General features: G+C 72.2%; 22 protein-coding genes. 12 read left to right on the top strand and 10 right to left on the bottom strand.

Translation table 11 applies throughout. From position 1 onward, the window contains the following. Positions 1-59 precede the first annotated feature (59 nt). The 4 genes from ACH34T_RS35410 to ACH34T_RS35395 all read left to right on the top strand — a co-directional run bounded on the left by ACH34T_RS35410 (position 60) and on the right by ACH34T_RS35395 (position 5,023). Positions 60-1,652 (top strand): alpha/beta hydrolase, encoded by a 1,593-nt coding sequence (locus ACH34T_RS35410; protein WP_396025333.1) that lies wholly within the window; start codon positions 60-62, stop codon positions 1,650-1,652. Between the two features lie 133 nt (positions 1,653-1,785). After that, positions 1,786-2,628: a GNAT family N-acetyltransferase gene (locus ACH34T_RS35405; protein ID WP_396025353.1), complete on the top strand. Its 843-nt coding sequence runs from the start codon at positions 1,786-1,788 to the stop codon at positions 2,626-2,628. A 109-nt stretch (positions 2,629-2,737) separates the two neighbouring features. Next, on the top strand, positions 2,738-3,865 hold the full coding sequence (locus ACH34T_RS35400) for a helix-turn-helix domain-containing protein (RefSeq protein WP_396025332.1): 1,128 nt from the start codon (positions 2,738-2,740) through the stop codon (positions 3,863-3,865). Positions 3,866-4,114: 249 nt separating this feature from the next. Then, the gene (locus ACH34T_RS35395) at positions 4,115-5,023 is read left to right on the top strand and encodes a hypothetical protein (RefSeq protein ID WP_131968227.1); all 909 of its coding nucleotides are present in this window, start codon (positions 4,115-4,117) and stop codon (positions 5,021-5,023) included. 57 nt (positions 5,024-5,080) lie between these two features. Here the strand turns inward: ACH34T_RS35395 and ACH34T_RS35390 are convergent, their stop codons facing one another. Together ACH34T_RS35390 and ACH34T_RS35385 are read right to left on the bottom strand one after the other, a co-directional pair. Continuing rightward, entirely contained in the window at positions 5,081-5,482 is a 402-nt protein-coding gene (locus ACH34T_RS35390) for a DUF3037 domain-containing protein (protein ID WP_396025331.1), read from the bottom strand. After that, positions 5,479-6,258, bottom strand: a complete 780-nt coding sequence (locus tag ACH34T_RS35385; RefSeq protein ID WP_396025352.1) for a HipA family kinase — start codon at positions 6,256-6,258, stop codon at positions 5,479-5,481. The genes ACH34T_RS35390 and ACH34T_RS35385 overlap by 4 nt, the downstream gene beginning before the upstream one ends. 46 nt (positions 6,259-6,304) lie before the next feature. On the opposite strand from ACH34T_RS35385, the gene ACH34T_RS35380 reads away from it, so the two are divergent. Beyond that, positions 6,305-6,988, top strand: coding sequence for a cyclase family protein (locus ACH34T_RS35380; RefSeq protein WP_396025330.1), 684 nt, complete (start codon positions 6,305-6,307; stop codon positions 6,986-6,988). Positions 6,989-7,021: 33 nt separating this feature from the next. On the opposite strand, the gene ACH34T_RS35375 is transcribed toward ACH34T_RS35380, so the two are convergent. Together ACH34T_RS35375 and ACH34T_RS35370 are read right to left on the bottom strand one after the other, a co-directional pair. Next, positions 7,022-8,278, bottom strand: coding sequence for an amidohydrolase (locus tag ACH34T_RS35375; protein ID WP_396025329.1), 1,257 nt, complete (start codon positions 8,276-8,278; stop codon positions 7,022-7,024). Positions 8,279-8,292: 14 nt separating this feature from the next. Beyond that, positions 8,293-9,039: a trimeric intracellular cation channel family protein gene (locus ACH34T_RS35370; RefSeq protein ID WP_396025328.1), complete on the bottom strand. Its 747-nt coding sequence runs from the start codon at positions 9,037-9,039 to the stop codon at positions 8,293-8,295. A gap of 122 nt (positions 9,040-9,161) precedes the next feature. Between ACH34T_RS35370 and ACH34T_RS35365 the strand changes: the two genes are divergently transcribed. Together ACH34T_RS35365 and ACH34T_RS35360 are read left to right on the top strand one after the other, a co-directional pair. Next, positions 9,162-9,935 (top strand): hypothetical protein, encoded by a 774-nt coding sequence (locus ACH34T_RS35365; RefSeq protein WP_396025327.1) that lies wholly within the window; start codon positions 9,162-9,164, stop codon positions 9,933-9,935. 58 nt (positions 9,936-9,993) lie between these two features. Continuing rightward, the gene (locus tag ACH34T_RS35360) at positions 9,994-10,827 is read left to right on the top strand and encodes a TIGR03619 family F420-dependent LLM class oxidoreductase (RefSeq protein ID WP_396025326.1); all 834 of its coding nucleotides are present in this window, start codon (positions 9,994-9,996) and stop codon (positions 10,825-10,827) included. Positions 10,828-10,868: 41 nt separating this feature from the next. Here the strand turns inward: ACH34T_RS35360 and ACH34T_RS35355 are convergent, their stop codons facing one another. Next, positions 10,869-11,489, bottom strand: coding sequence for a DUF4870 domain-containing protein (locus ACH34T_RS35355; RefSeq protein ID WP_396025325.1), 621 nt, complete (start codon positions 11,487-11,489; stop codon positions 10,869-10,871). Between the two features lie 203 nt (positions 11,490-11,692). On the opposite strand from ACH34T_RS35355, the gene ACH34T_RS35350 reads away from it, so the two are divergent. Together ACH34T_RS35350 and ACH34T_RS35345 are read left to right on the top strand one after the other, a co-directional pair. Continuing rightward, positions 11,693-12,460 (top strand): hypothetical protein, encoded by a 768-nt coding sequence (locus ACH34T_RS35350; RefSeq protein WP_396025324.1) that lies wholly within the window; start codon positions 11,693-11,695, stop codon positions 12,458-12,460. 105 nt (positions 12,461-12,565) lie between these two features. Further along, the gene (locus ACH34T_RS35345; protein ID WP_396025323.1) at positions 12,566-13,216 is read left to right on the top strand and encodes a PaaI family thioesterase; all 651 of its coding nucleotides are present in this window, start codon (positions 12,566-12,568) and stop codon (positions 13,214-13,216) included. A 19-nt stretch (positions 13,217-13,235) separates the two neighbouring features. On the opposite strand, the gene ACH34T_RS35340 is transcribed toward ACH34T_RS35345, so the two are convergent. Beyond that, positions 13,236-13,751: a hypothetical protein gene (locus ACH34T_RS35340; protein ID WP_396025322.1), complete on the bottom strand. Its 516-nt coding sequence runs from the start codon at positions 13,749-13,751 to the stop codon at positions 13,236-13,238. A 27-nt stretch (positions 13,752-13,778) separates the two neighbouring features. Between ACH34T_RS35340 and ACH34T_RS35335 the strand changes: the two genes are divergently transcribed. Continuing rightward, positions 13,779-14,465, top strand: coding sequence for a response regulator transcription factor (locus ACH34T_RS35335; RefSeq protein WP_396025321.1), 687 nt, complete (start codon positions 13,779-13,781; stop codon positions 14,463-14,465). Continuing rightward, positions 14,462-15,805 carry a sensor histidine kinase gene (locus ACH34T_RS35330; RefSeq protein WP_396025320.1) on the top strand — a complete coding sequence of 448 codons (1,344 nt, stop codon included), beginning with the start codon at positions 14,462-14,464 and terminating at the stop codon, positions 15,803-15,805. Before ACH34T_RS35335 ends, ACH34T_RS35330 begins: the two co-directional genes overlap by 4 nt. A 187-nt stretch (positions 15,806-15,992) precedes the next feature. Here the strand turns inward: ACH34T_RS35330 and ACH34T_RS35325 are convergent, their stop codons facing one another. The 3 genes from ACH34T_RS35325 to ACH34T_RS35315 form a co-directional block, all read right to left on the bottom strand. Next, the gene (locus tag ACH34T_RS35325; protein ID WP_396025319.1) at positions 15,993-16,271 is read right to left on the bottom strand and encodes a hypothetical protein; all 279 of its coding nucleotides are present in this window, start codon (positions 16,269-16,271) and stop codon (positions 15,993-15,995) included. A 190-nt stretch (positions 16,272-16,461) separates the two neighbouring features. After that, positions 16,462-16,968, bottom strand: a complete 507-nt coding sequence (locus ACH34T_RS35320) for a hypothetical protein (protein ID WP_396025318.1) — start codon at positions 16,966-16,968, stop codon at positions 16,462-16,464. Between the two features lie 333 nt (positions 16,969-17,301). Continuing rightward, positions 17,302-17,856, bottom strand: a complete 555-nt coding sequence (locus ACH34T_RS35315; RefSeq protein WP_396025317.1) for a TetR/AcrR family transcriptional regulator — start codon at positions 17,854-17,856, stop codon at positions 17,302-17,304. Between the two features lie 44 nt (positions 17,857-17,900). Between ACH34T_RS35315 and ACH34T_RS35310 the strand changes: the two genes are divergently transcribed. Next, a complete protein-coding gene (locus tag ACH34T_RS35310) occupies positions 17,901-19,337 on the top strand; it encodes an amidase (RefSeq protein ID WP_396025316.1) in 1,437 nt (478 codons plus the stop codon). Here ACH34T_RS35310 and ACH34T_RS35305 read toward each other — a convergent pair. After that, a complete protein-coding gene (locus tag ACH34T_RS35305) occupies positions 19,318-20,079 on the bottom strand; it encodes a glucose 1-dehydrogenase (RefSeq protein ID WP_396025315.1) in 762 nt (253 codons plus the stop codon). The two genes, ACH34T_RS35310 and ACH34T_RS35305, sit on opposite strands and share 20 nt — an antisense overlap. Positions 20,080-20,238: the final 159 nt, after the last annotated feature.

The following is a 20,238-nucleotide window of genomic DNA, read 5'->3' as shown; positions in this document are numbered from 1 at the left end:
GGAATCGCGCGAACCCGAGGTTCGCGCAGCTCGCGGCGTCGCTCCGATAGAAAACCGGAGTGCTGAACGACGCTGGAAAGAGGGCCGCCGCCGGGACGGCCGCCGCCGCAGTCACCCTCGGGGCCGCCGCGTTCGCGGCCCTCGGAACGCCCGCCGTCGCGAGTCCCGGGCCCGCTCCGCGGCCCGCCGGTCTCGCCTGGAAGTCCTGCCCCGCCGACGACCCGGTGGAAGGCAAGCGCCTCAAGGGGTTGCAGTGCGCGTCCGTCCGGGTGCCGCTCGACTACGCCCGCCCGCACGGCGAGCAGATCACGCTCGAACTGACCCGCGCCCGGCACACCGCTTCCCGGTCCCAGGGCGCGGTGCTGCTGAACCGGGGCGGGCCCGGCGCGCACGGACGCGACATGCCGGCCGTCTTCAAGCGCGCGCTGCCCGGGAAGGTCGCCGCGTCCTACGACTGGATCGGCTTCGACCCGCGCGGCGTCGGCGCCAGCAGACCCTCCCTGATCTGCGACCCGGGCTACCAGGACCCTGGCCGCGCGCGTCCCGACACCATTCCCGCGAACGCGCGCGAGGAGCGGGCGTGGACGACCCGCGCCAAGGCCTACGCCGACGACTGCGCCAGGAAGTACCGGCGGATCCTGCCGCACATGGGCACGGCCGACTGGGCCCGCGACATGGACGAGATCCGCCGGGCCCTCGGGCAGGAGAAGCTCAACTACTTCGGCTACTCCTACGGCAGCTACCTGGGCGCGGTGTACGCGACGATGTTCCCCGGACGCGTCCGCCGGATGGTGCTCGACAGCGTCGTCCGTCCGAGCGGGGTCTGGTACCAGAACAACCTCGACCAGAACGTCGCGTTCGAGAAGCGGATCCGCGCGTACTTCGCCTGGATCGCCCGCCACCACACGACGTACAGGCTCGGGACGTCCGAGCGGCGGGTCTCGGCCGCGTACGCCAAGGTGCGCGCCGCGCTCAAGGCCAAGCCCCTCGACGGGAAGATCGGCCCCTCCGAACTGGACGACGTCTTCCTCGCCGACGGCTACGGCGACTACAGCTGGTCGGCGCACGCGCAGGCCCTGTCGGCGTACGTCGTCCGGCACGACGCGGGCCCGCTGCGCAAGGCGTGGCAGCCGCCGGGACGGCTCGACCAGAACAACTACACCGTCTACGGAGCCGTCCAGTGCCGCGACGCGTCCTGGCCGCGCGACTGGGGCCGCTGGCACGCCGACAGCGAGCGCCTCTACCGCGAGGGCCACCGTTTCGAGACCTGGAGCAACACCTGGTACAACGCGCCGTGCGCATTCTGGGCGGTGCGGGGCGGCCCGCCGCCGCGCGTGCAGGGCTCGCCGTCGCTGCCGCCGATGCTGCTCGTCCAGGCGAGCGAGGACGCCGCCACGCCGTCCCCCGGCGCGCTGGAGACGCACCGCAGGTTCCCCACGTCCCGACTGCTCATGCAGGTCGGGGGCCACAATCACGGCGTCTCGCTGTCCGGCGACCGGTGCGTCGACCGCGCCGTCGCGGCCTACCTCGGCGACGGCCGGGTGCCCGCGAGCCAGGTCGGGCCGGACGCCGAGTGCGAGGCCGCGCCCGAGCCCGAGCCCGCCGCGGGCAAGAAGCCGGATCGCGCGGAGCACGCCGCCTCGCACCGCTGAACCGTCCTCCCCGCGGGCCCGGATCGCGCACGCCCGGACGTGCGTTCTCCGAGCCTGCGGGGTGCTCGGACCTCGGACGGCATAGGCTGGTGCACGTGGTGCTTTCAGTGGTGAGGGGCCGGTAGCCGTGCGCATGCTGGGCTCGATCCCGGTGCGCGTGCTGGACGACCGGCACCGGGCGGAGGCCCTCGCGATCCTGGACGCCGAACCGGTGTCCAACGTGTTCGTCAGTTCCCGCGTGCATGCCGCGGGCCTCGACCCGCGCCGCCTCGGCGCGCAGATGTGGGGCTACCTCCGGGACGGACGGCTCGTCTCGCTGTGCTACTCCGGCGCCAACCTGATCCCGGTCGCCGCGGGCCCGGAGGCCGTCCGCGCGTTCGCCGAACGGGCCCAGGCGCAGGGACGGCGGTGCTCGTCGATCGTCGGGCCCGTCGGCGCGGTGGGGGAGCTGTGGGAGATCCTCGCGCCGTACTGGGGGCCGCCGCGGGCCGTCCGCGCCGACCAGCCGGTGATGGCCACGTCCACCATTCCGGACGTGGCGGGCGACCCGCGGGTCCGCCGAGTCCGGATGGAGGAGTTCGACGTCGTCTACCCCGCCTGCGTGGCAATGTTCACCGAAGAGGTCGGGGTCTCGCCCGACACCGGCGACGGCGGGGTGCTCTACCGGGCCCGCGTCGCCGAGCTGATCCGCGACGGCCGCGCGTTCGCCCGGATCGAGAACGGCCGCGTCGTGTTCAAGGCCGAGATCGGCGCCGTCACCCCGCGGGCGTGCCAGGTGCAGGGCGTCTGGGTGCCGCCGGACCTGCGCGGGCAGGGCCGCGCGGCGGCCGGGATGGCCGCCGTGGTGGGGGAGGCGCTGCGGGCCGTCGCACCGACCGTGTCACTCTACGTGAACGACTACAACACGCGGGCGCGGGCCGTGTACCGGCGGGTCGGATTCGCCGAGATCGGCTCGTTCATGTCGATCTTGTTCTAGAAGTTGATCTTGCTCGGAAAGTCGTCCGGCTCGGACAATCGTCTTGTCATTGCCTGCCTGGTATGTCCTGATCTATGAATCGGGCTTCCGGGACGGGTACCATCCGGCCGTGGAATTCGCCGGGGCGTTACGGCAGGCCATCCAGGCCAGCGGTCTCACCCTGGAACGAATCCGGCACCGGCTGGGCCGGCGCGGCCTCACGGTCAGCGTGGCCACGCTGAGCTACTGGCAGCGCGGCCGGAGCCGGCCGCGCTCCCGGACCGTCGTCGTCGCGCTCGAAGAGATCTTGCAGGTCCCGCCGGGGACGCTGACCGAACTGCTCGACGATCCCGCCCCCACCGCGACGCCCGTCCGCGGCGGTCTCACGGCCGGCGCGCCGGGGCCCGGCGAGCGCGGCCGGCCGGCGCGGGACCTGTGGCCCGACCCCGAGCAGTACGCGAGCCTCATCGGGCAGCTCGACCGGTCCGGCGACCACCGGCTGGAACGGCTCAGCATCCACGACGTCTTCCGGCTGGACGAGGTCCACCGCTCCTGGACGCTGTCGGTGCGCACCGTCCTGCGCGCGGCGGGCGACGACATCGACCGGGTGGTGTGCGTCCACCAGACGAGCGTCGCCCAGCAACCCGGCAACACCGGCATCGTCTCGGGCAACGCGGCGGGCCCGGGCAACCCCGGGAACGCGGGCGCCGCCGAGCTCGCCGAGGTCGCCAGGATCGCCGAGCTCGGCGGGAGCCCCGGCAGCTCGGGGAACCCGGGTGTTTCGGGAATCCTCGGGAGCTCGGGCAACGGCGGCAACGTCGCCGACCACGAGCCCGACGGCGCCGCGGGCGTCGACTCCCACGCGGCCACCGGCGGGACGGCGGGCCTCGCGGAGGTCCGCTACTGCCGCCCGGGACGGATCCGCGCCGAGGGCGGGCTGGTGGCGTTCGAGCTCGTCTTCGACCGCGTCCTGTCGGCGGGCGACACGGCCGTCGTCGAGTACGAGCTCGGCCCCGTCGAGGAACCCGCGTACGACAGCTACGACCGGCGGTTCTCCCACCCCGTCCACGACTACGTCGCCATCATCCAGTTCGACGGTGAACGGCTCCCCGCGCGCTGCTACGGCTTCACCGCCGAGAGCTCGCAGTCGCCGCGGCAGCGCCTCGGCGAGCTGTGGATCGGCACGTCCGGCAGCGCGAACATCGCGGTCGGCGCCGTTCGACGCGGCATCGTCGGCATCGAATGGGAATGGCATTGACGTAGCCTGCCGCGTTCGATGCTGTGAACGCGTCCGCGAAAGACATGACCGGCGGGCCCGCCGGGGCTACACTCCATGAACCCGGCGTTGCCGCCGGGTGTCTCCCCGGGGCCGGAGCTCAGGGAGAGACGGCAAAAGTTGCCTGTTGGCATTGCGCCACGGGGGGCTTACAGTGAGCGCTGAAGTTGCAATTGCAGTTGTCAAGGCCGTTGTGCGGGGGCCGGCCGGAGCTGATCCGGAGGCCGAACAGTGCAGAGTGTCGCGGAAGACGATCTCCTACAGGTCTTGCAGTACGGGCCGTTCAATGTCGCCCTGCACGCTGCGATCCAGGCGCGCGGCCTCAGTCTCGACTCGCTGAGGCGACGCCTGGACGAGCAGGGCATAGCCGTCAGCCTGTCCACGCTGAGCTACTGGCAGCGTGGCCGGACCCGGCCCGAGCGGGCCGACTCCATGCGTGCCGTCCGCGGCCTCGAGGTCATCCTCGAACTGCCGCGCCATTCCCTGCTGACCCTGCTCAAGCCGACCGCCGAACGCGCCACCGGGCCGTGGCTGCCGGTCGAGGAGCTGTGTCCCGAGCCCGGCGTCCGCGATCTGCTCGACGAGATCGGCGACCGCGGCGAGCGGCAGCTCACCGGGCTCAGCATGCACGACCAGTACCTCATCGGACGGCGCCGCGAACTGCACGAGGTCCGCGTCCGCGCCGTGTTCCAGGCGCAGCAGCGCGGCGTCGACCGCTGGATCGCCGTGTACCACCACCCGCAGGGCGTCCTGCCGTCGTCCCGGACGGTCCGCGGCTGCCGGTTCGGCCGCGTCCGGATGGACGAGGCGAGCGGCCTCATCGCCGCCGAGCTGCTGTTCGACCGGGCCCTCGGCCGCGGTGAGACGTACCTGCTGGAGTATGGCTTCGGGTTCGACGAGGCCAGCCCGCCCGCCAACGAGGAGGGCCGCGGGTTCCGCGCGCCGCAGCACGAGTACCTGATCGAGATCAGGTTCCACCCGTCCGCGCTGCCCGCCCGCTGCTACCGCACCTGGCGCCCGGACGGCCACACCGCGCTCAAGGACTCGGCCGACCTGCGGCTGTCCAGTTACCACAGCGTCCATTTCATCGAATTCGGCATGGCCGCCGGCTACCACGGCATCCGCTGGGAATGGGACTGACCCTTCTTTTTCGACGAGGTTCGTTTTCAGGCGAGCCATCGCGTTATCGGGTCAGCGTCATTTGACAAGGAGATCGAGGAGCCGGTCCAGCTCCGCCGCCGGGTCGTCGGTAAGCCCGGCGTGGACCGGGCCCGGCTGGACGATCGTGCTCCGCGGCGCCGTCAGCCAGCGGAAACGGGCGCCAGGGGCCTCGTTCGCGGCCTGGCCCGCGCGTTCGCCGCCGCAGCAGACGGCGTCGACGGCCTTCAGCGCGGCGCGGACGCCCTCGACGTTGAGCAACGGGTCGAGGGCCAGCAGGCGCTGCTCGTCCAGATGGGTGCGGCAGCCGAGGTAGTCGCGGGCGCGGCAGTACACCACGACGCCGACGTTCATCGCCTCGCCGCGTTCGACGCGCGGGACGATCCGCAGCGTCGCGTACTCGAAGACCGTGGACTCGGCGGCCGTCCTGATGTTGCTCATCGGGCGCCGCCCACCCGGCCGCGCGCGTGCAGGTCGGGCAGCCAGTCGCGCGGTTTGCCGGCGCGGGGCAGCAGGATGTCGACGTAGGCGTCGCGCAGCGCCTGCGGGCCGGCGAAGCCGGGCTCGCCGTCCAGCCAGCGGTCGGGCACCAGGTCCGTCACCTCGCGCAGCAGCCCCTCCGTGATCTTCGGGGCGAGCTCGGCCTCGGCGGCCTCCAGCTGGGTCGCGTACGGGGTGAGGACGTGGTCGTCCACGTCGTACGGGCCGGAGAACAGGCGGGTCGCGTTCGTCCAGGCGTGGTGGAAGATGAGGCTCGCGCCGTGGTCGATCAGCCACACGTCGCCGTGCCACACCAGCATGTTCGGGTTGCGCCAGCTGCGGTCCACATTGCCGGTGAACGCGTCGAACCACAGCACGCGGGACGCGAAGCCGGGGTCGGGGCGCCAGCCGAGCGGGTCGAACCCGAGCGACCCGGGCAGGAAGTCGACGCCGAGGTTCCAGCCGGGGCTCGCCTTCAGCAGGTCCTGGACGTCGGGGTCGGGCTCGTGGCGTCCGATGGCCGGGTCCAGGTCGATGAGGACCTGGTCGGGCACCCGGAGGCCGAGCCTGCGGGCCAGCTCGCCGCTGATCACCTCGGCGATCAGCGCCTTGCGGCCCTGCCCGGCGCCGTGGAACTTCACGACGTAGGTGCCGAGGTCGTCGGCCTCGACGACGCCCGGCAGCGACCCGCCCTCGCGCAGCGGCGTCACGTAGCGAATGGCTGTCACGTGTGGCAACACATCGCAACGCTATCGGGTGAACGCACCCTGGATAATCGAAACCGTGGGCGTTGAACTGGTCGATTTGTCGGTGCCGATCGTCACGGGCATGCCCGTCTATCCGGGCGATCCGGAGGTGGCGGCCGTCCCGGCGCTGACGGCCGCCGAGTCCGGGGTGAACGTCCTGCGCCTGCACCTGGGGTCGCACACCGGCACCCATGTGGACGCGCCGTTCCACCTCGACGACACCCTGCCGCGCCTGGACGAGCTCCCGCTGACCCGCTTCACCGGCCCCGCCGTGGTGATGGACGCCCGCGGCCTGCCGCCGCGCACGCCCATCGGCCCGGACCTGCTGCCCGGCGGTCTCGGCCCCGGCGTCGTCCTGCTCGTCGCGACGGGCTGGTCCGCGAAGTGGGGCGCCGACGACTACCTGGCCCACCCGTATCCCGCCGTCGAGACCGCCGAGGCGATCGTCGCGGCGGGCGTCCGGACGGTCGCCGTCGACGCCCTCAGCGTCGACCGCACCCCGCCGCCCGGCGCGGACGACTTCTCCCTCGCCGTCCACCGCGTCCTGTGCCGGGCCGGCGCCGTGATCGGCGAGAACCTCACCGGGCTCGACCGGCTCCTCGACGCGCAGGACGCGGGCTGCGCGATCGAGGTGTCGCTCTTCCCGATCGCCCTCGCCGGCGCGGACGCCGCGCCCGTCCGCGCCGTGGCCCGCGTCGACGACCGCGCCGTCCTCGTCTGACCCGTCAGCCGGGCCTGAGCCGGGCCTGGGGTGTCAGGCGAGCCATTCGAGGGCGGCGACCGTGAGCGCGGTGATCCCGGTGTCGAGCGTCGGCTGGACGACGGGCGCGAACCTCGGGGAGTGATTGACGGGGACGTCCCGCTGGACGGTGCCCTGCCCGGCGGCCTTCGCGTACAGGTCGGGGTCGGTGCCCCCGATGCCCCAGTAGGCGAAGGGCGCGCCGAAGGCGTCCGGGATCAGGCTGAAGTCCTCGCTGGCCGGCGACATGTCGATGGTGTGGAAGTCGTCCCCGAACCGTGCCTTGAACGCGTTCGCGAGCCGTCCGGCCACGTCGTCGTCGTTGACGGTCGGCGGGAACACGTTGAACCGCTCGATGTTCGGTTCGCGCGGGGCGCCGGACGCCGCCGCCTCCGCGTTGACGCAGCGCCTGACGGCGTCGAGGACGTGCCGCCGCGTGTCCTCGTCGTAGGTGCGGATGTTCACGAGCATGACGGCGGTGTCGGGGATGACGTTGGAGCTCGCGCCCGCCTGGACGCTGCCCACCGTCACCACGGCCGGGGTCGCGGCGGGCAGTTCGCGGGACACGATGGTCTGGAGCCGCACCACGCACATCGCCGCCATCACGACGGGGTCGACGGTCGCCTGCGGCATGGACCCGTGCCCGCCGCGCCCGTACAGGGTGACGCGCAGGCTGTCCGCGGCGGAGAACATCGGCCCGGGCCGGACGCCGACGTACCCGGCCGGGTAGGGGAGGACGTGCTGCGCGAACGCCACGTCCGGGCGCGGGATCCGGCCCGCCAGGTCGTCGCGGACCATCGCGTCGGCCCCGGCCGCGTTCTCCTCCGCAGGCTGGAACAGCGGGACCAGCGTGCCCCGCCAGGAGTCCTTGGCCCGCGCCATGAGCTGGGCGAATCCGAGCATGCAGGTGATGTGGACGTCGTGCCCGCAGGCGTGCATCACCGGGTGCTGGCGCCCGTCGCCGTCGGTGGTCGTCACCGTGGAGGCGTAGGGGAGGCCGGTGTCCTCCTTGACCGGGAGGGCGTCCAGGTCGGCCCGGAGCAGCACGGTGGGGCCTTCCCCGTTGGAGAGGACGCCCACGACGCCCGTACCGCCGATGCCGTCGATGACGCCGTAGCCGTACTCGTGCAGCCGCTCCGCCACCTGGGAGGCGGTGCGGTGCTCGGCGAGGCTGAGTTCGGGATGCGCGTGGAGGTCCTTGTAGAGGTCCTCCAGGTGGGGGCGGACGTCGTCCAGCCCCGCGAGAACCGTGTCGGCGGCGGTCGTGCTCATGGGCCTTTCCTTCCTCATGGTCCGTTCGGGCTTTCCGGGCTTTGCGGTCTATGCGGGCTTTGCGTGTTCTCTCGCGGGTCGCGCCGGCTCTTGCCCCGGACGTTCCGCAGCGCGGTGCCCGGCTCCAGCGGCAGGCCGCCGGGGAGTCGCCAGCCGCGGCGGTGGGCGATCGTCCGCAGCACCAGGCCCAGCAGGACGCCGGCGACGATCCCGAGCGTGGGTGCGTCCAGGTACGAGCACAGGACGAACACCCCGGCGACGGCGACGGCCACCGTCGCGTAGAGCGCGTTGCCTCCGAGCACGGCGGGGACGCGGCCGCGCAGCAGGTCGCGGACGGCGCTGCCGCCGACCGCGGTGATCGTGCCCAGCAGCACCGCGGGCAGCCAGCCGAGCCCGGCGGCGAGGGTCTTCTGTGCGCCGGTCACGGCCCAGAACCCGATGACGGCGGCGTCCAGCGGGGTGAAGAGCCGCTCCCACTGCTCCTCGTGCAGCTTGATCAGGAACGCGAGGAGCGCTCCGGCGAACGCGGTCGGCAGGTAGGCCGGGTCGGTCAGGGCGACCGGCGTGCCGTGCTGGAGCAGCGTGTCGCGGATGATGCCGCCGCCGAGCCCGGAAACGGTGCCGACGACGAGGTAGCCGAAGAGATCGAGCCCCTCCGCCCGCGCGACCACGCCGCCGAGCAGCGCGCACGTGAACACGCCTGCCAGGTCCAGGTAGCGCGTGACCGTGTCGATGGTCTCCGGCGACAGCCATCCGCTCACCTCGGCCCTCCCGTTCCGGCGCCCCGCCGGGCTGCGAGGATCAAGCCTCCCACCGCGTGTTCCTCCCCGCCGGAACCGGCCCCCATACTGTGGTGGACGGCCGACAGGGAGGGGCGGGCGCGGTGCGGGTTACGTGGGCGACGGATCAGGGCAGCGCGGAGCGGGGAAACGAGGACTTCGTCGCCGCGGCGGCCGGGGCCGTGGTGGTGCTCGACGGGTGCGGGCTGCCGCTCGGCACCGACCTCGGATGCGTGCACGGCACGGCCTGGTACGCGCGGTCGCTCGGCACCCGGCTGCTGGCGCGGATGCTGGACGGGATCGGGCCGTCCGCCGGTCCGCCGGTCGGCCCGCCCGAGGGCGCGCACACGCCGGGGGAGCGGCCGCTGGTGGCGCGGCTCGCCGGCGCGATCGCGGACGTGGCCGCATCCCACCGCGCGACCTGCGACCTGCGGGCGCCGACGACGCCCGCCGCGACCGTCCTGGCGCTGCGGCTGCGGGGCGGCGATCTGGTCGACTACCTGGTGCTGGCCGACTCGACCGTCCTGCTGGAGGGCCGCGACGGGGTGCGGGAGATCACGGGCGGCCACCACTACGCCGCCGCCGACCCGGCGGCGGCCGAGGCGGCGATCACCGGGACGGTGCCGGTGGACGACCTGCGCCGCGTCTTCCTGATGACGGACGGCGCGACCCGCCTGGCCGACCTGTTCGGCGTCACCGACTGGGCCGGGCTGGCCGCGCTCGCCGCCGACCCCGGGCCCGCCGCCCTGATCGAGCGGACCCGGGAGGTCGAGCGCACCGACCCGTCCGCCGTGAGGTGGCCGCGGGGGAAGGTGCACGACGACGCGACCGTCGCGGTCTGCACCTTCCCGCGCCATTCGCGCCGACCCCCTACCTAGCATCTGCTTGGTTCATCGTTAGGGTGGGCCGTGCTGCGCGATGGGAGGAGGCCGTGCGATGCGGCTGGGGATCACGATGTTCGCGACCGACCTGACCATGGAGCCGCACGAGCTCGCCAGGGAGGCGGAGGACCGCGGGTTCGCGTCCCTCTACGTCCCCGAGCACACCCACATACCCGTGTCCCGCGCGACGCCGTCCCCGACCTGCGCCGGCGACCTGCCCGCGGAGTACGCGCGGACGCTCGACCCGCTCGTCGCCCTCGCCGCCGCGGCCGCTGTCACGGAGCGGATCACGCTCGGCACCGGCGTCCTGCTCCCCGCGCAGCGCGACCCGATCGTCACCGCCAAGGCCGTCGCCACGCTCGACCGGCTCGCCGGCGGACGGTTCGCCCTCGGCGTCGGCTACGGCTGGAACGCCGAAGAGGGCGCCGACCACGGCGTCCCCTGGACGCGGCGGCGCGCGATGGTGCGCGAGCACGTCCTGGCCATGCGCGCCCTCTGGACGGACGACGAGGCGTCCTTCAAAGGCGAGTTCGTCGACTTCGAGGCGAGCTGGTCGTGGCCGAAGCCGTCCGGACGGGTGCCCGTTCTGCTCGGCGGCGCGCCCGGACCCACGCTGTTCGCGCACATCGCCGAGTACGGCGACGGATGGCTGCCGATCGGCGGCGCCGGAATCCGCGCGGCGCTGCCCGACCTCCGCCGGGCCTGCGAGCGGGCGGGACGGGCCACGGTGCCCGTGATCCCGTTCGGGACGGCGCCCACCCCGCAGAAGCTCGACTACTACGGCACGCTCGGGATCGAGGAGGTCGTGCTGCGCGTCCCGTCCGCCGGGCGCGACGCCGTCCTGCCGCTGCTGGACGAGTACGCCCGCTCGTACCCGTCCTACCTCTGAACCGTCCTGCCTTCGAACCGTCCTGCCTTTGAACGCTTGGGCTATCGGACCATCCGGAAGCAGAAGAAGGTCGGGAACTTGTAGTACTGGCCCTTTCCCGCCTTCACCGCGCCCAGGATGATGAACACCCACTGCCCGATGACCAGTTCCAGGTACGGGAAGGCGATCGGGATCAGGAACGCCGGCGTTTCGAGCGCGATGGCCGGAGGCACGCAGACGACCGCCACCGCGAGAAGGTGGATCAGCAGGGTGAGCTGGAAGTTCAGCGCCTGCGCCGCGTGGTAGCGGGTGAACGGCTCGGTGTTCTTCTTCACGAAGTAGATGATCAGCGGCGCGAGGAAGCCGATCAGGACCGTCCCGACATAGGAGAAGATCGCCCAGGTCGTCTCCTGGGGCGGCGCCTGCGGCATGCCGTACGGGACGCCCGGAGGCCCGTACCCCCAGCGCGGGTCGTACTGCCCCCCGGGCGGCGGCTCTCCAGGCTGACCAGGCGGCGGACCGTAGGGCGGCGGCTGACCGGGCGGCGGGCCGTAGGGCGGCGGCTGGTCGTAGGGCTGCTGGTCGTAGGGCGGGGCTCCCGGCGCCTGCCCGTAGGGACCCTCATACGGCGGCGGCTGATCGGGCGGCGGATCATCGGGAGGCGGCGGGACTTTGTCCGTCACTGGTGGTTCCTTCGGTCCTTGACAGGGCTCCCGTGGGAGGTATGCAGGAATCTATCGTGCGCTACGGTCACCGGACATGAAGGGCGACAAGGGCTCCGGCGACTTCGGCGGCGATATCGGCGGCGACTTCGGTGGCGGCTTCGGCGGCGACGAGGAATGGCGGAATCCGTATCCGCTGCCGGGCCAGGACTGGGGGTCGTCCGGTGCGGTCGGGGCGGCGTCAGCTCAGGCATTTCCTTTTCGGCGCGTTCATCGCCGCCGTGCTGATCATCTCCTGGGTCGGGTTCCAGGCCTACGGCCCCGGCCAGGACGACGACGCCGCTGACACGTCGGCGTCCGCCCCGTCGCCGCCGTCCTCGCCCGAGCCGGAACCGGTCAGCACCGTCCCGCCGGAGGTGAAGGGCTGGAAGGCGGTCAGCAGCGCCAAGTACGGGCTGACCTACGACGTCCCGAAGGCGTGGCGCGTCCTGCCGTCGGGGACCCTCAGCGGTTTCGAGGGAATCAACGGCGGGAAGCCGGTCATGATGAGCTCGACGGCCGTGTTCCGCGACGACGCCTGCAAGGACGGCGACGACGAGTACAGCCGCGGCAACACCGGGTTCAACCAGTACGTCGAAGGCGGCGTGGCGGAGGTCGCGAAGCACGCGGCGAACAAGTGGGCCACGCACGGCTACAGCGTCGAGGGCGCCCCGGCCCCGGCGGTCACGCTGAGCGCGCCGGAGACCGTGAAGGTCGGACGCGCCAAGGCGGTGCACGTACGCGCCGACGTCGTCGTCAAGGCCAAGGGGAAGTGCGATTCGCCGTCCGCGGTCGTCCACGCGGTGGCCGTGCCGGGCGTCGGCCCGAGCAAGACGACGGTGTTCGTGCTGCTGTCCGACCAGGGCGTCCCGGACGCGCTGCCGAAGGCGGAGCTGAAGAAGATCCTGGGCAGCCTCAGGCCCAGCCGGGCGGCGGCGAGATCTGGTTCCTGAAATGCGGTGGAATCGACCCCGGTGTCCGAGGCTTCCCAGCGCGCGTCCTAGAATCACGCTCGGCTGATCGGGGGGCTGGGGGCTGCCCCAGAAGGGTAGGGCTGGATGGGCGCGCTGGTGGAACGGGATCTCCTTGGGGAGGACGACGTCGCGGCGCTGGCCGGGCTCGCCGCGCGGGTGCGCGGGCTGGCCGGGGCGGCCCTCCTGACCGGCGTCGGCGCGGGCGAGGCCGCCGCGGTGGCGCGCGAGGTCGAGGCCCTGACCGCGCGGCTCGCGGCGAGGCGCCGGACCGCGCCGCCCTTCGCCGCGTCCGGCGGGATCGACACGGCCGCCGGGGAACGTCGGATGGATCGGCAGGTCGGCAACCCCGTCACCGGCCCCCTCAACCCGGTCGCGCCGCCCGTCGACCTGGAGGTCACCTCGGACGGCATCGTGCGCGGCGAGTTCACGCTCGGCCCCGTCTACGAGGGCCCGCCGTCGTACGCGCACGGCGGCGTCTCGGCGATGGTGCTCGACCAGGTCCTCGGCATGGCCGCGGCCGCCACCGGGACGCCCGGCATGACCGCCAACCTGGAGCTGCGCTACCGGCGTCCCACCCCGCTGGGCGTCCCGCTCCTCGTCGAGGCGAAGGCGAGCCGCGTCGAGGGACGGAAGGTCTACGCGGCCGGGACGATCGCCGCGCCGGACGGCCGCGTCACCGTCGAGGCCACCGCGATGTTCGTCATGCCGCAGCGGTTCGTCGTGTCGAAGTACTGACCGGCGACCCTGTTCGGTATCAGTACTCGTACACCTTGACCGCCGGGTCCTGCCCGTACCACGACGCGATGACCGACGAGGTGCGGTCGTCGTTGAGGAAGTCGACGCGGAGCCACCCTTCGGCCTGGGTCACGCGCGTCTCGTAGCCGCGGTTGGGCGTCGCCGACACCAGCCGCACGCGGTCCTTCTCGATCGACATGGCGGCGCGGCCGCCGCGGGTGGCGTAGCTGCGGACGTTGTCCGGCGGTTTGGGGGTGGGGTCGTCGTCCCGTCCGGACGGTTTCGGGGACGGCGAAGGACGCGGCCCCTCGTCCTCCCCGGTGGACGGGCTCGGCCGGAACGTCGGCGAGCCGATCGACGTCGGTCCGGGCGGGTCCGACGGGCTGGAGTGGATGATCGGACCGGCGATCGGCGGCGGCGCCGACCGCTCCGACACCGCGCCGCGCACGACGTCGCGCACCCCGAGCCAGGAGAGGGCCACCGCGAGCGCGGTCACCCCCGCCCAGGGGGCAACATACGACATTGCGCGACGCATGGGCACATGGTGGCATACGGTTCCGCCATGGCGAGTGTTCTGGTGGTCGAGGACGACGCGAACGTCCGGACCGCCCTGATCAGGGAACTGAGCGTCCGGTCCCATGTCGTGCGCAGCGTCGGCACCGCGATGGACGCGCTGCGCGAGGTGACCCAGTCGCCGCCCGACGTCGTCGTCCTCGACCTCGGGCTGCCCGACCTCGACGGCGCGGAGGTCCTGAAGATGCTGCGCGGCATCTCCGACGTGCCCGTCATCATCGCGACCGCCCGCGACGACGAGCCCGAGATCGTCCGGCTGCTGAACGCCGGCGCCGACGACTACCTCATCAAGCCGTTCTCCATCGAGCATCTCAGCGCGCGGCTCGCCGCCGTCCTGCGCAGGTCGGCGCGGTCCGGGCCGACCGCCGAGCTCAGCGTCGGCGGCCTGCACATCGACCTGGACCGGCGGGAGGCGACGCTGGACGGCGAGCCCCTCGAACTCACCCGCCGCGAGTTCGACCTGCTGGCCTACCTGGCCGCCCGCCCGGGACGCGTCGTCGCGCGCCGCGAGCTGCTCGCCGAGGTGTGGCGGCAGGCGTACGGCGACGACCAGACCATCGACGTCCACCTGTCGTGGCTGCGCCGCAAGCTGGGCGAGACCGCGGCCGCCCCCCGCTACCTGCACACGGTGCGGGGCGTCGGGGTCCGGCTGGCCGAGCCCGATCCGAGATCATGAGGCGCACGCTGGTCCTGGTGTCGCTGGCGGTCACCTCGATGGTGGCGCTGGCGTTCCTCATCCCGCTCGCGCTGACCGTCCGGGAGATCGCCAGGGACCGCGCCCTCACCACCGCCGAACGGCAGGCCAGCGCGGTCGGGCCCGTCCTCGTCGTCACCGAGGACCCCGCCGCGCTCGAACGCGCCGTCGCCAGCACCCTCGCCGGCTCCGCCGGGCGAATGACCGTGCACATGCCGGACGGCGGGATCGTCCCGCGGAACGCCTCGCCCGACGGCGGCGCCCGTTCCGAGCAGCTCGCCGAGGCGGGACGCCGCGGACGCGCCTACACCGCCCGCGTGGACGGCGGGTACGCGCTCCTCCAGCCGGTGTCGCTGGACGCGGGCCGCACCGCCGTCGTCGAGGTCTACGTGCCCGACGACGACCTGTCACGCGGCGTGTGGAAGGCGTGGCTCGTCATGACGACCGTGGCCGCCGCGCTCGTCGCCGGATCCGTCGCCGTCGCCGACCGGCTCGGCAACCGCATGATCCGCTCCACCCGGCGGCTCGCCGAGGCCGCCGGCGCGTTCGGGGACGGCGAGATGTCGGTCCGCATCGAGCCGGACGGGCCGCCTGAGCTGATCGAGGCCGGGCTGGCGTTCAACGCGATGGCGGACCACGTCGTCCAGCTCCTGTCCGCGGAGCGGGAGATGGCCGCCGACCTGTCGCACCGGCTGCGCACCCCGCTCGCCGCGCTCCGCCTCAACGTCGAGGCGCTCGGCGACGGCCCGGTCGTCGAGCAGACCCGCGAGGCCGTCGACCGCATCGAACGCGAGGTCGACCAGATCATCAGGACCGTCCGGCGGCCCACCGGGCGCGGCAGCTGCGACGCGTCGAAGGTGCTGCAGGACAGGGTCGCGTTCTGGTCCGTCCTCGCGGAGGACGAGGGCCGCTCCTGCGAGCTGATCGGCTCGGAGCGTCCGGCGCCGCTCCCGCTCCCCGGCACCGAGCTCGCCGCCGCCGTGGACGCGCTGCTCGGCAACATCTTCCGGCACACGTCCGAGGGCACCGGCTTCGTCGTCACCCTCCACCAGGGCCAGGGCGTCACCGGCATCCTCGTCGCCGACGGAGGCCCCGGCATCGCGGACCCGGACGCCGCGCTGAAGCGGGGCAGCAGCAGCGGCGGTTCCACCGGCCTCGGCCTGGACATCGCCCGCCGCGCCGCCGAGTCGACGGGCGGCTACCTGCGCATCCACCGCAGCGTCCTCGGCGGCGCCCAGGTGCAGATGTGGTTCCGCACCAAGTGGCTCCCGCCCGCCCGCCGCTCCCGCCGCCTGGTCCGCCGCCGCCATTCCCGCACGTAGAACACAGCGCCCCGTCGCCCTAGCCTCGGCTTAAATCCCGCTTAACGCTCCCGCGGCCGCCCCGGCCCCGCTTTAGCTTGACGGCCATGAAGCGCCGCCGTTCCCAGTACGTCGCCGCCGGTGTCGTCGGCGTCGTGGGCCTTGCCGTCGCCGTCCTGATCGCCCTCCTCGGACTCCGCGCCAACGGCTACCTCCCCACCGCCAGCGGCGACAATTGCGCCTGCCCGACCCGCAACACCAGCACCGCGGTCAGCGGAAACGCCTCGAACGCGATCCGCGTGCCGAACGCGTACGCCGCCCACGACGACCCGAACCGCCGCCCAGCGACCGCCTGCCCACCGTCGAGTCCGCACTCCCACGGCGCCCGGACGTACGCCTGCTCACGCTGAAGATCACCGGCCACACCGTCGAGCAGCTCCCGGACGATGCCCACACGGCTGGCCTGCCGCACCGCGTCCTCGATCATGTGAATGCCCACCCACCACAGCGACACAGTCGCCCCGCATCTCGCTGAACCACGGGTATTCAACGGCCGCCAGCTGCAGGCCCAGCGGGCACTCCTTCTCGCCCCCGATGGACGGCACGATCTCGATGCCGGCAGCGGGTGTCAGTGGACGCTGGGGCCGGCGGCTGCGCACCGGCCCCGCGCCCAGGCATCAGCAGTGGGAGGCGTACTTCACGTACCACTTGCCCTTGGTGAGGTTGTAGTCAGCGATCCAGTAATCGCTGTTGCGGAGCTTCACCCACAGGTAGCCCTGGTTGCGCACGATGCTGTACCAGTCCGTCACCACGTGCGCGCCCCGGCGGAGCTTCCTCCCCTCGTCGTAGTTCTTTCCCGGCCCCTTCCGCGTCTTCAGCACACCGATGACGACCTCGCCGCAGAACCACCGGGCGCGCTGATTGGTGCGGTATTGAAGGCGCTCCAGTGCCTTAGCGTGGCCCTCCGGCCCGACGTAGATCCCACCGGACCCCTGCCCCTCCTCTTCCTGCGCCCCCTGCGGGGGCTCCTGTTCCTGCGGAAGCTGAGGCTGGACCGGGACCGCCCCGTCCACTCCCGGTTCCGGCGGCGGCTCCGAAGCCCCGGCGACCGCACCGAAGCTCAGTACGCTCCCGGCCAGCACCGCGGCGGCAGCCGCCACACCGAGCCTTTCCCCTACCAGCATGTGTACCTCCAAGTCGGTCTTGACGTACACCGCCTCACTACCCAGAGTCACATAATACAGACACAGAGTAATCAAAACTCTCCTTGGCAAACCCCCAAACCCTCCCGACTAAGCCGGGCTCAGCGCTTCCCTAAGTGAGGGTTAAGGGGGTTCTGGTGGGGGGTGGGGCGGCTTAGCGTTGCGGTGTCACATCGGAGACACGGCGGAGGTGCACAGGCGGAGAGCAGAGCGAACGTCGGCTGAGGTTCCGACTGAGGTTCCTGATTGAGACAGGTTTCTGGCCCGCACGGCCTTGTAACCCCGCTCTGGGGCCGTGCGGGCCAGAAGTCTTTCTCAGGTGCGGGGGAGGGCGCCCTGGAGGAGGAGGCGGAAGGCGTCGGCGGTGCCGGTCGCGGTGGTGTCGCCGGTGGCGAGGCGGCGGACGGCCAGGCCGTAGAGCATGGCGACCATGGCGGGGGCGTGGCGTTCGGGGTCGGGGATGCCGAGGGCGGTGAGGACGGCGGTGGCCAGGCGGTCGTAGGCCTCGACGGAGCGGGTGGAGGTTTCGCGGAGGGCGGGGGCGCGGGCGGCGTGGATGTGGAGTTCCAGGTTGGCTATCTGTTCGGGGCCGTGGGTCAGGGCGAGGACGGCTTTCTCGACCTCGGTGGGGGCGTCGGCGGGGGTTGTGCCGGCGAGGGTTTTCATGTGAGTGGTTATGCGGGCTATTTCGTTTTCCACGAAGGTTTGCAGGGCCTCGCGGAGCAGGTCTTCCTGGCTCGGGAAGTGGTAGGTGAGGGAGCCCAGGGAGACGCCGGCGGCGCGGGCCACGGCGCGGTTGGTCACGGCGCCGATGCCCTGGTCGCCGATGAGGCGGAGGGTGGCGTGGAGGATCTGGTCGCGGGCGCTCATTTGTGCCATCGTATCGTTCGTTCGAACGAACGAGAGGGGGGCGCGTGGGGCTCGTGGAGCAGGCGGAGGCGTTGGCCCGGGGGGACGTGTCGTCGCGTGAGCTTGTGGCGGAGTGCCTGGAGAGCGTCCGGCGGCAGGAGGCGCTCGGGGCTTTCCGGGTGGTGCGGGCACAGGCGGCGGGACGGGAGGCGCAGGAGGCCGACAAGCGGCTGGCGGACGGGGAGCGGCTGCCCCTCCTCGGGGTGCCCGTCGCGATCAAGGACGATACGGATCTGGCGGGGGAGACGACGCCGTTCGCGGTGACCGGGGATCATCGGCCGGTGGCGCGGGACGGGGAGGTCGTGCGCAAGCTGCGGGCCGCGGGCGCCGTGGTCGTCGGGAAGACCAATACGTGTGAGCTGGGGTTGTGGCCGTTCAGCGAGTCGGGGTTCGGGGTGGCCAGGAATCCATGGAATCCGGAGTATTCGCCGGGCGGGTCGTCGGGTGGATCGGCGGTGGCCGTGGCGGCGGGGATGGTCGCGGGGGCGGTGGGGTCCGATGGGGCCGGGTCGATCCGGATTCCGGCGGCGTGGACGGGGCTCGTCGGCATCAAGCCTCAGCGGGGAAGGGTTTCCGGGTATCCGCAGACGGATCCGTTCAACGGGATCACGGTGTGGGGGCCGCTCGCGCGGAGTGTGGGGGACGCGGCGCTGCTGCTCGACGTGCTGAGCGGGAGCCATCCTGATGATGTTTATCAAGTTGATGCGGCTGTGGTGCCTTTTGTGGAGGCTGCCAAGAGGGAGCCTGGGAGGTTGCGGGTCGCTGTTTCGTTTCGGACGGCGTTCGGAGTGAGCGGGAGGCTCCATCCGGAGATTCGCGCGGCCGTTGAGCGGCTTGCGCGGAGGCTGACGGATCTGGGGCATAAGGTTTTCCCCGCGGATCCCGATTATGGGCTGGTGGGGTTGGGGCTTGCTCCTCGGGGGACGGCCGGAGTCGCCGATTGGCTTGAGTCGATTCCGAATGCGCGGCCGGAGCGCCGGACGGAGGTCGAGGCGGCGATCGGGCGGCTGGTGGGAAGGCGGCTCCTTCCTCTGGCGAGAAGGCTGGATCCGTATTTGCGGAGGAAGGTCGGGCGTATCTTCCAGGTCGCGGATGTGGTGCTGACGCCTACGACGGCGCAGCCGCCGTTGAGGGTGGGCGCGTTCGACGGAGTGGGATATCGGAAGACGCAGTCGGGGGTCGCGGCGGCGTGTCCGTATGCGTGGACGTGGAATGTGGTGGGGTGGCCCGCGGTGAACGTGCCCGCGGGGTTCATGAAGTCGGGGCTGCCCATCGGGGCGCAACTGCTCGGGCACGATTCCGACGAGGCGACGCTGATTTCGCTGGCCGCGCAGCTGGAGGCCGTGGAGGGGTGGCCGGGCGGAGCTCGTCCATTGGACGCTGGTGGGTGGCGGCCAGAGGACGGCGGGCCGGGCGGCGTCCCTAGTATCCGGCGCCGGTGAGCATGCCGCCGTCGACGAGGACCTCGCTGCCGGTGCAGTAGGACGAGTCGTCCGAAGCGAGGTAGACGACGAGGCCCGACACTTCCTTCGACTTGCCCAGGCGGCCGAGGGGGAGTGCCTTGAGGAAGGCGTCCGCGCTGTCGGCGGTGGCGGCGACGACGTCGTCCTGGAGGGAAAGGGGCGTCAGGACGCCGCCCGGGTGAATGGAGTTCACCCGGATCCCGTATTCGCCGAGTTCGCGGGCGGCGGCCTTGGTGAGGCCGCGGACGCCGAATTTGCTGGCGCTGTAGGCGGCGAGGCCGGAGGCGCCGATGAAGCCCTCGGTCGAGGAGACGTTGACGATGGAGCCGCCGCCCGCCTCGCGCATCGCGGCGGTGACGGACTTCACGCCCAGCCATTGTCCGAGCAGGTTCACGTCGAGGATGCGGCGGAACTCGTCGACGGACATTTCCTCGATCGTCTTGTGCCGGATGATGCCCGCGTTGTTGACCAGGATGTGCAGGGCGCCGAACGTCGTTGTGGCCGTTTCGACGGCGTTCTTCCAGTCTGATTCGCGGGTCACGTCCATGGGGACGAAAACGGCGGCGTCTCCCAGTTCGGCGGCCAGTTCGGCGCCCCCGTCCGTCAGGACGTCGCCGAACACGACCTTGGCGCCCTCGTCCAGGAAACGGCGGACGTGGGACCTGCCCATGCCGCGCGCGCCGCCGGTGATCAACGCCACCTTGCCGTCGAGCTGACCCATCAACGCTCCTCGTCCCCGGGCCCGGATCGGCTGGCCCGGCTGGCCCGGCTAGCTCGGTTGGATCGGCTGGCTCGGTTGGATCGGCTGGCTCGGTTGGATCGGTTGGACCGGCTGGATCTTTCGTCAACCTAGCGAACGCTTGGTCAATCGGGCAAGGGG

Source organism: Actinomadura sp. 9N215, from assembly GCF_044326345.1.
Taxonomy (GTDB): Bacteria; Actinomycetota; Actinomycetes; order Streptosporangiales; family Streptosporangiaceae; genus Spirillospora.
This window is presented reverse-complemented; position numbering and strand designations above follow the sequence as displayed.

Excerpts from the sequence above, each read along its gene's own strand:
- ACH34T_RS35390 (WP_396025331.1), bottom strand. The coding sequence starts at position 5,482 with ATGAGCAACATCAGGACGGCCGCCGAGTCCACGGTCTTCGAGTACGCG.
- ACH34T_RS35405 (WP_396025353.1), top strand. The coding sequence starts at position 1,786 with ATGCTGGGCTCGATCCCGGTGCGCGTGCTGGACGACCGGCACCGGGCG.
- ACH34T_RS35320 (WP_396025318.1), bottom strand. The coding sequence starts at position 16,968 with ATGCTGGTAGGGGAAAGGCTCGGTGTGGCGGCTGCCGCCGCGGTGCTG.
- ACH34T_RS35345 (WP_396025323.1), top strand. The coding sequence starts at position 12,566 with ATGGGCGCGCTGGTGGAACGGGATCTCCTTGGGGAGGACGACGTCGCG.
- ACH34T_RS35375 (WP_396025329.1), bottom strand. The coding sequence starts at position 8,278 with ATGAGCACGACCGCCGCCGACACGGTTCTCGCGGGGCTGGACGACGTC.
- ACH34T_RS35330 (WP_396025320.1), top strand. The coding sequence starts at position 14,462 with ATGAGGCGCACGCTGGTCCTGGTGTCGCTGGCGGTCACCTCGATGGTG.
- ACH34T_RS35335 (WP_396025321.1), top strand. The coding sequence starts at position 13,779 with ATGGCGAGTGTTCTGGTGGTCGAGGACGACGCGAACGTCCGGACCGCC.
- ACH34T_RS35340 (WP_396025322.1), bottom strand. The coding sequence starts at position 13,751 with ATGCGTCGCGCAATGTCGTATGTTGCCCCCTGGGCGGGGGTGACCGCG.
- ACH34T_RS35325 (WP_396025319.1), bottom strand. The coding sequence starts at position 16,271 with ATGATCGAGGACGCGGTGCGGCAGGCCAGCCGTGTGGGCATCGTCCGG.
- ACH34T_RS35360 (WP_396025326.1), top strand. The coding sequence starts at position 9,994 with ATGCGGCTGGGGATCACGATGTTCGCGACCGACCTGACCATGGAGCCG.
- ACH34T_RS35305 (WP_396025315.1), bottom strand. The coding sequence starts at position 20,079 with ATGGGTCAGCTCGACGGCAAGGTGGCGTTGATCACCGGCGGCGCGCGC.
- ACH34T_RS35315 (WP_396025317.1), bottom strand. The coding sequence starts at position 17,856 with ATGAGCGCCCGCGACCAGATCCTCCACGCCACCCTCCGCCTCATCGGC.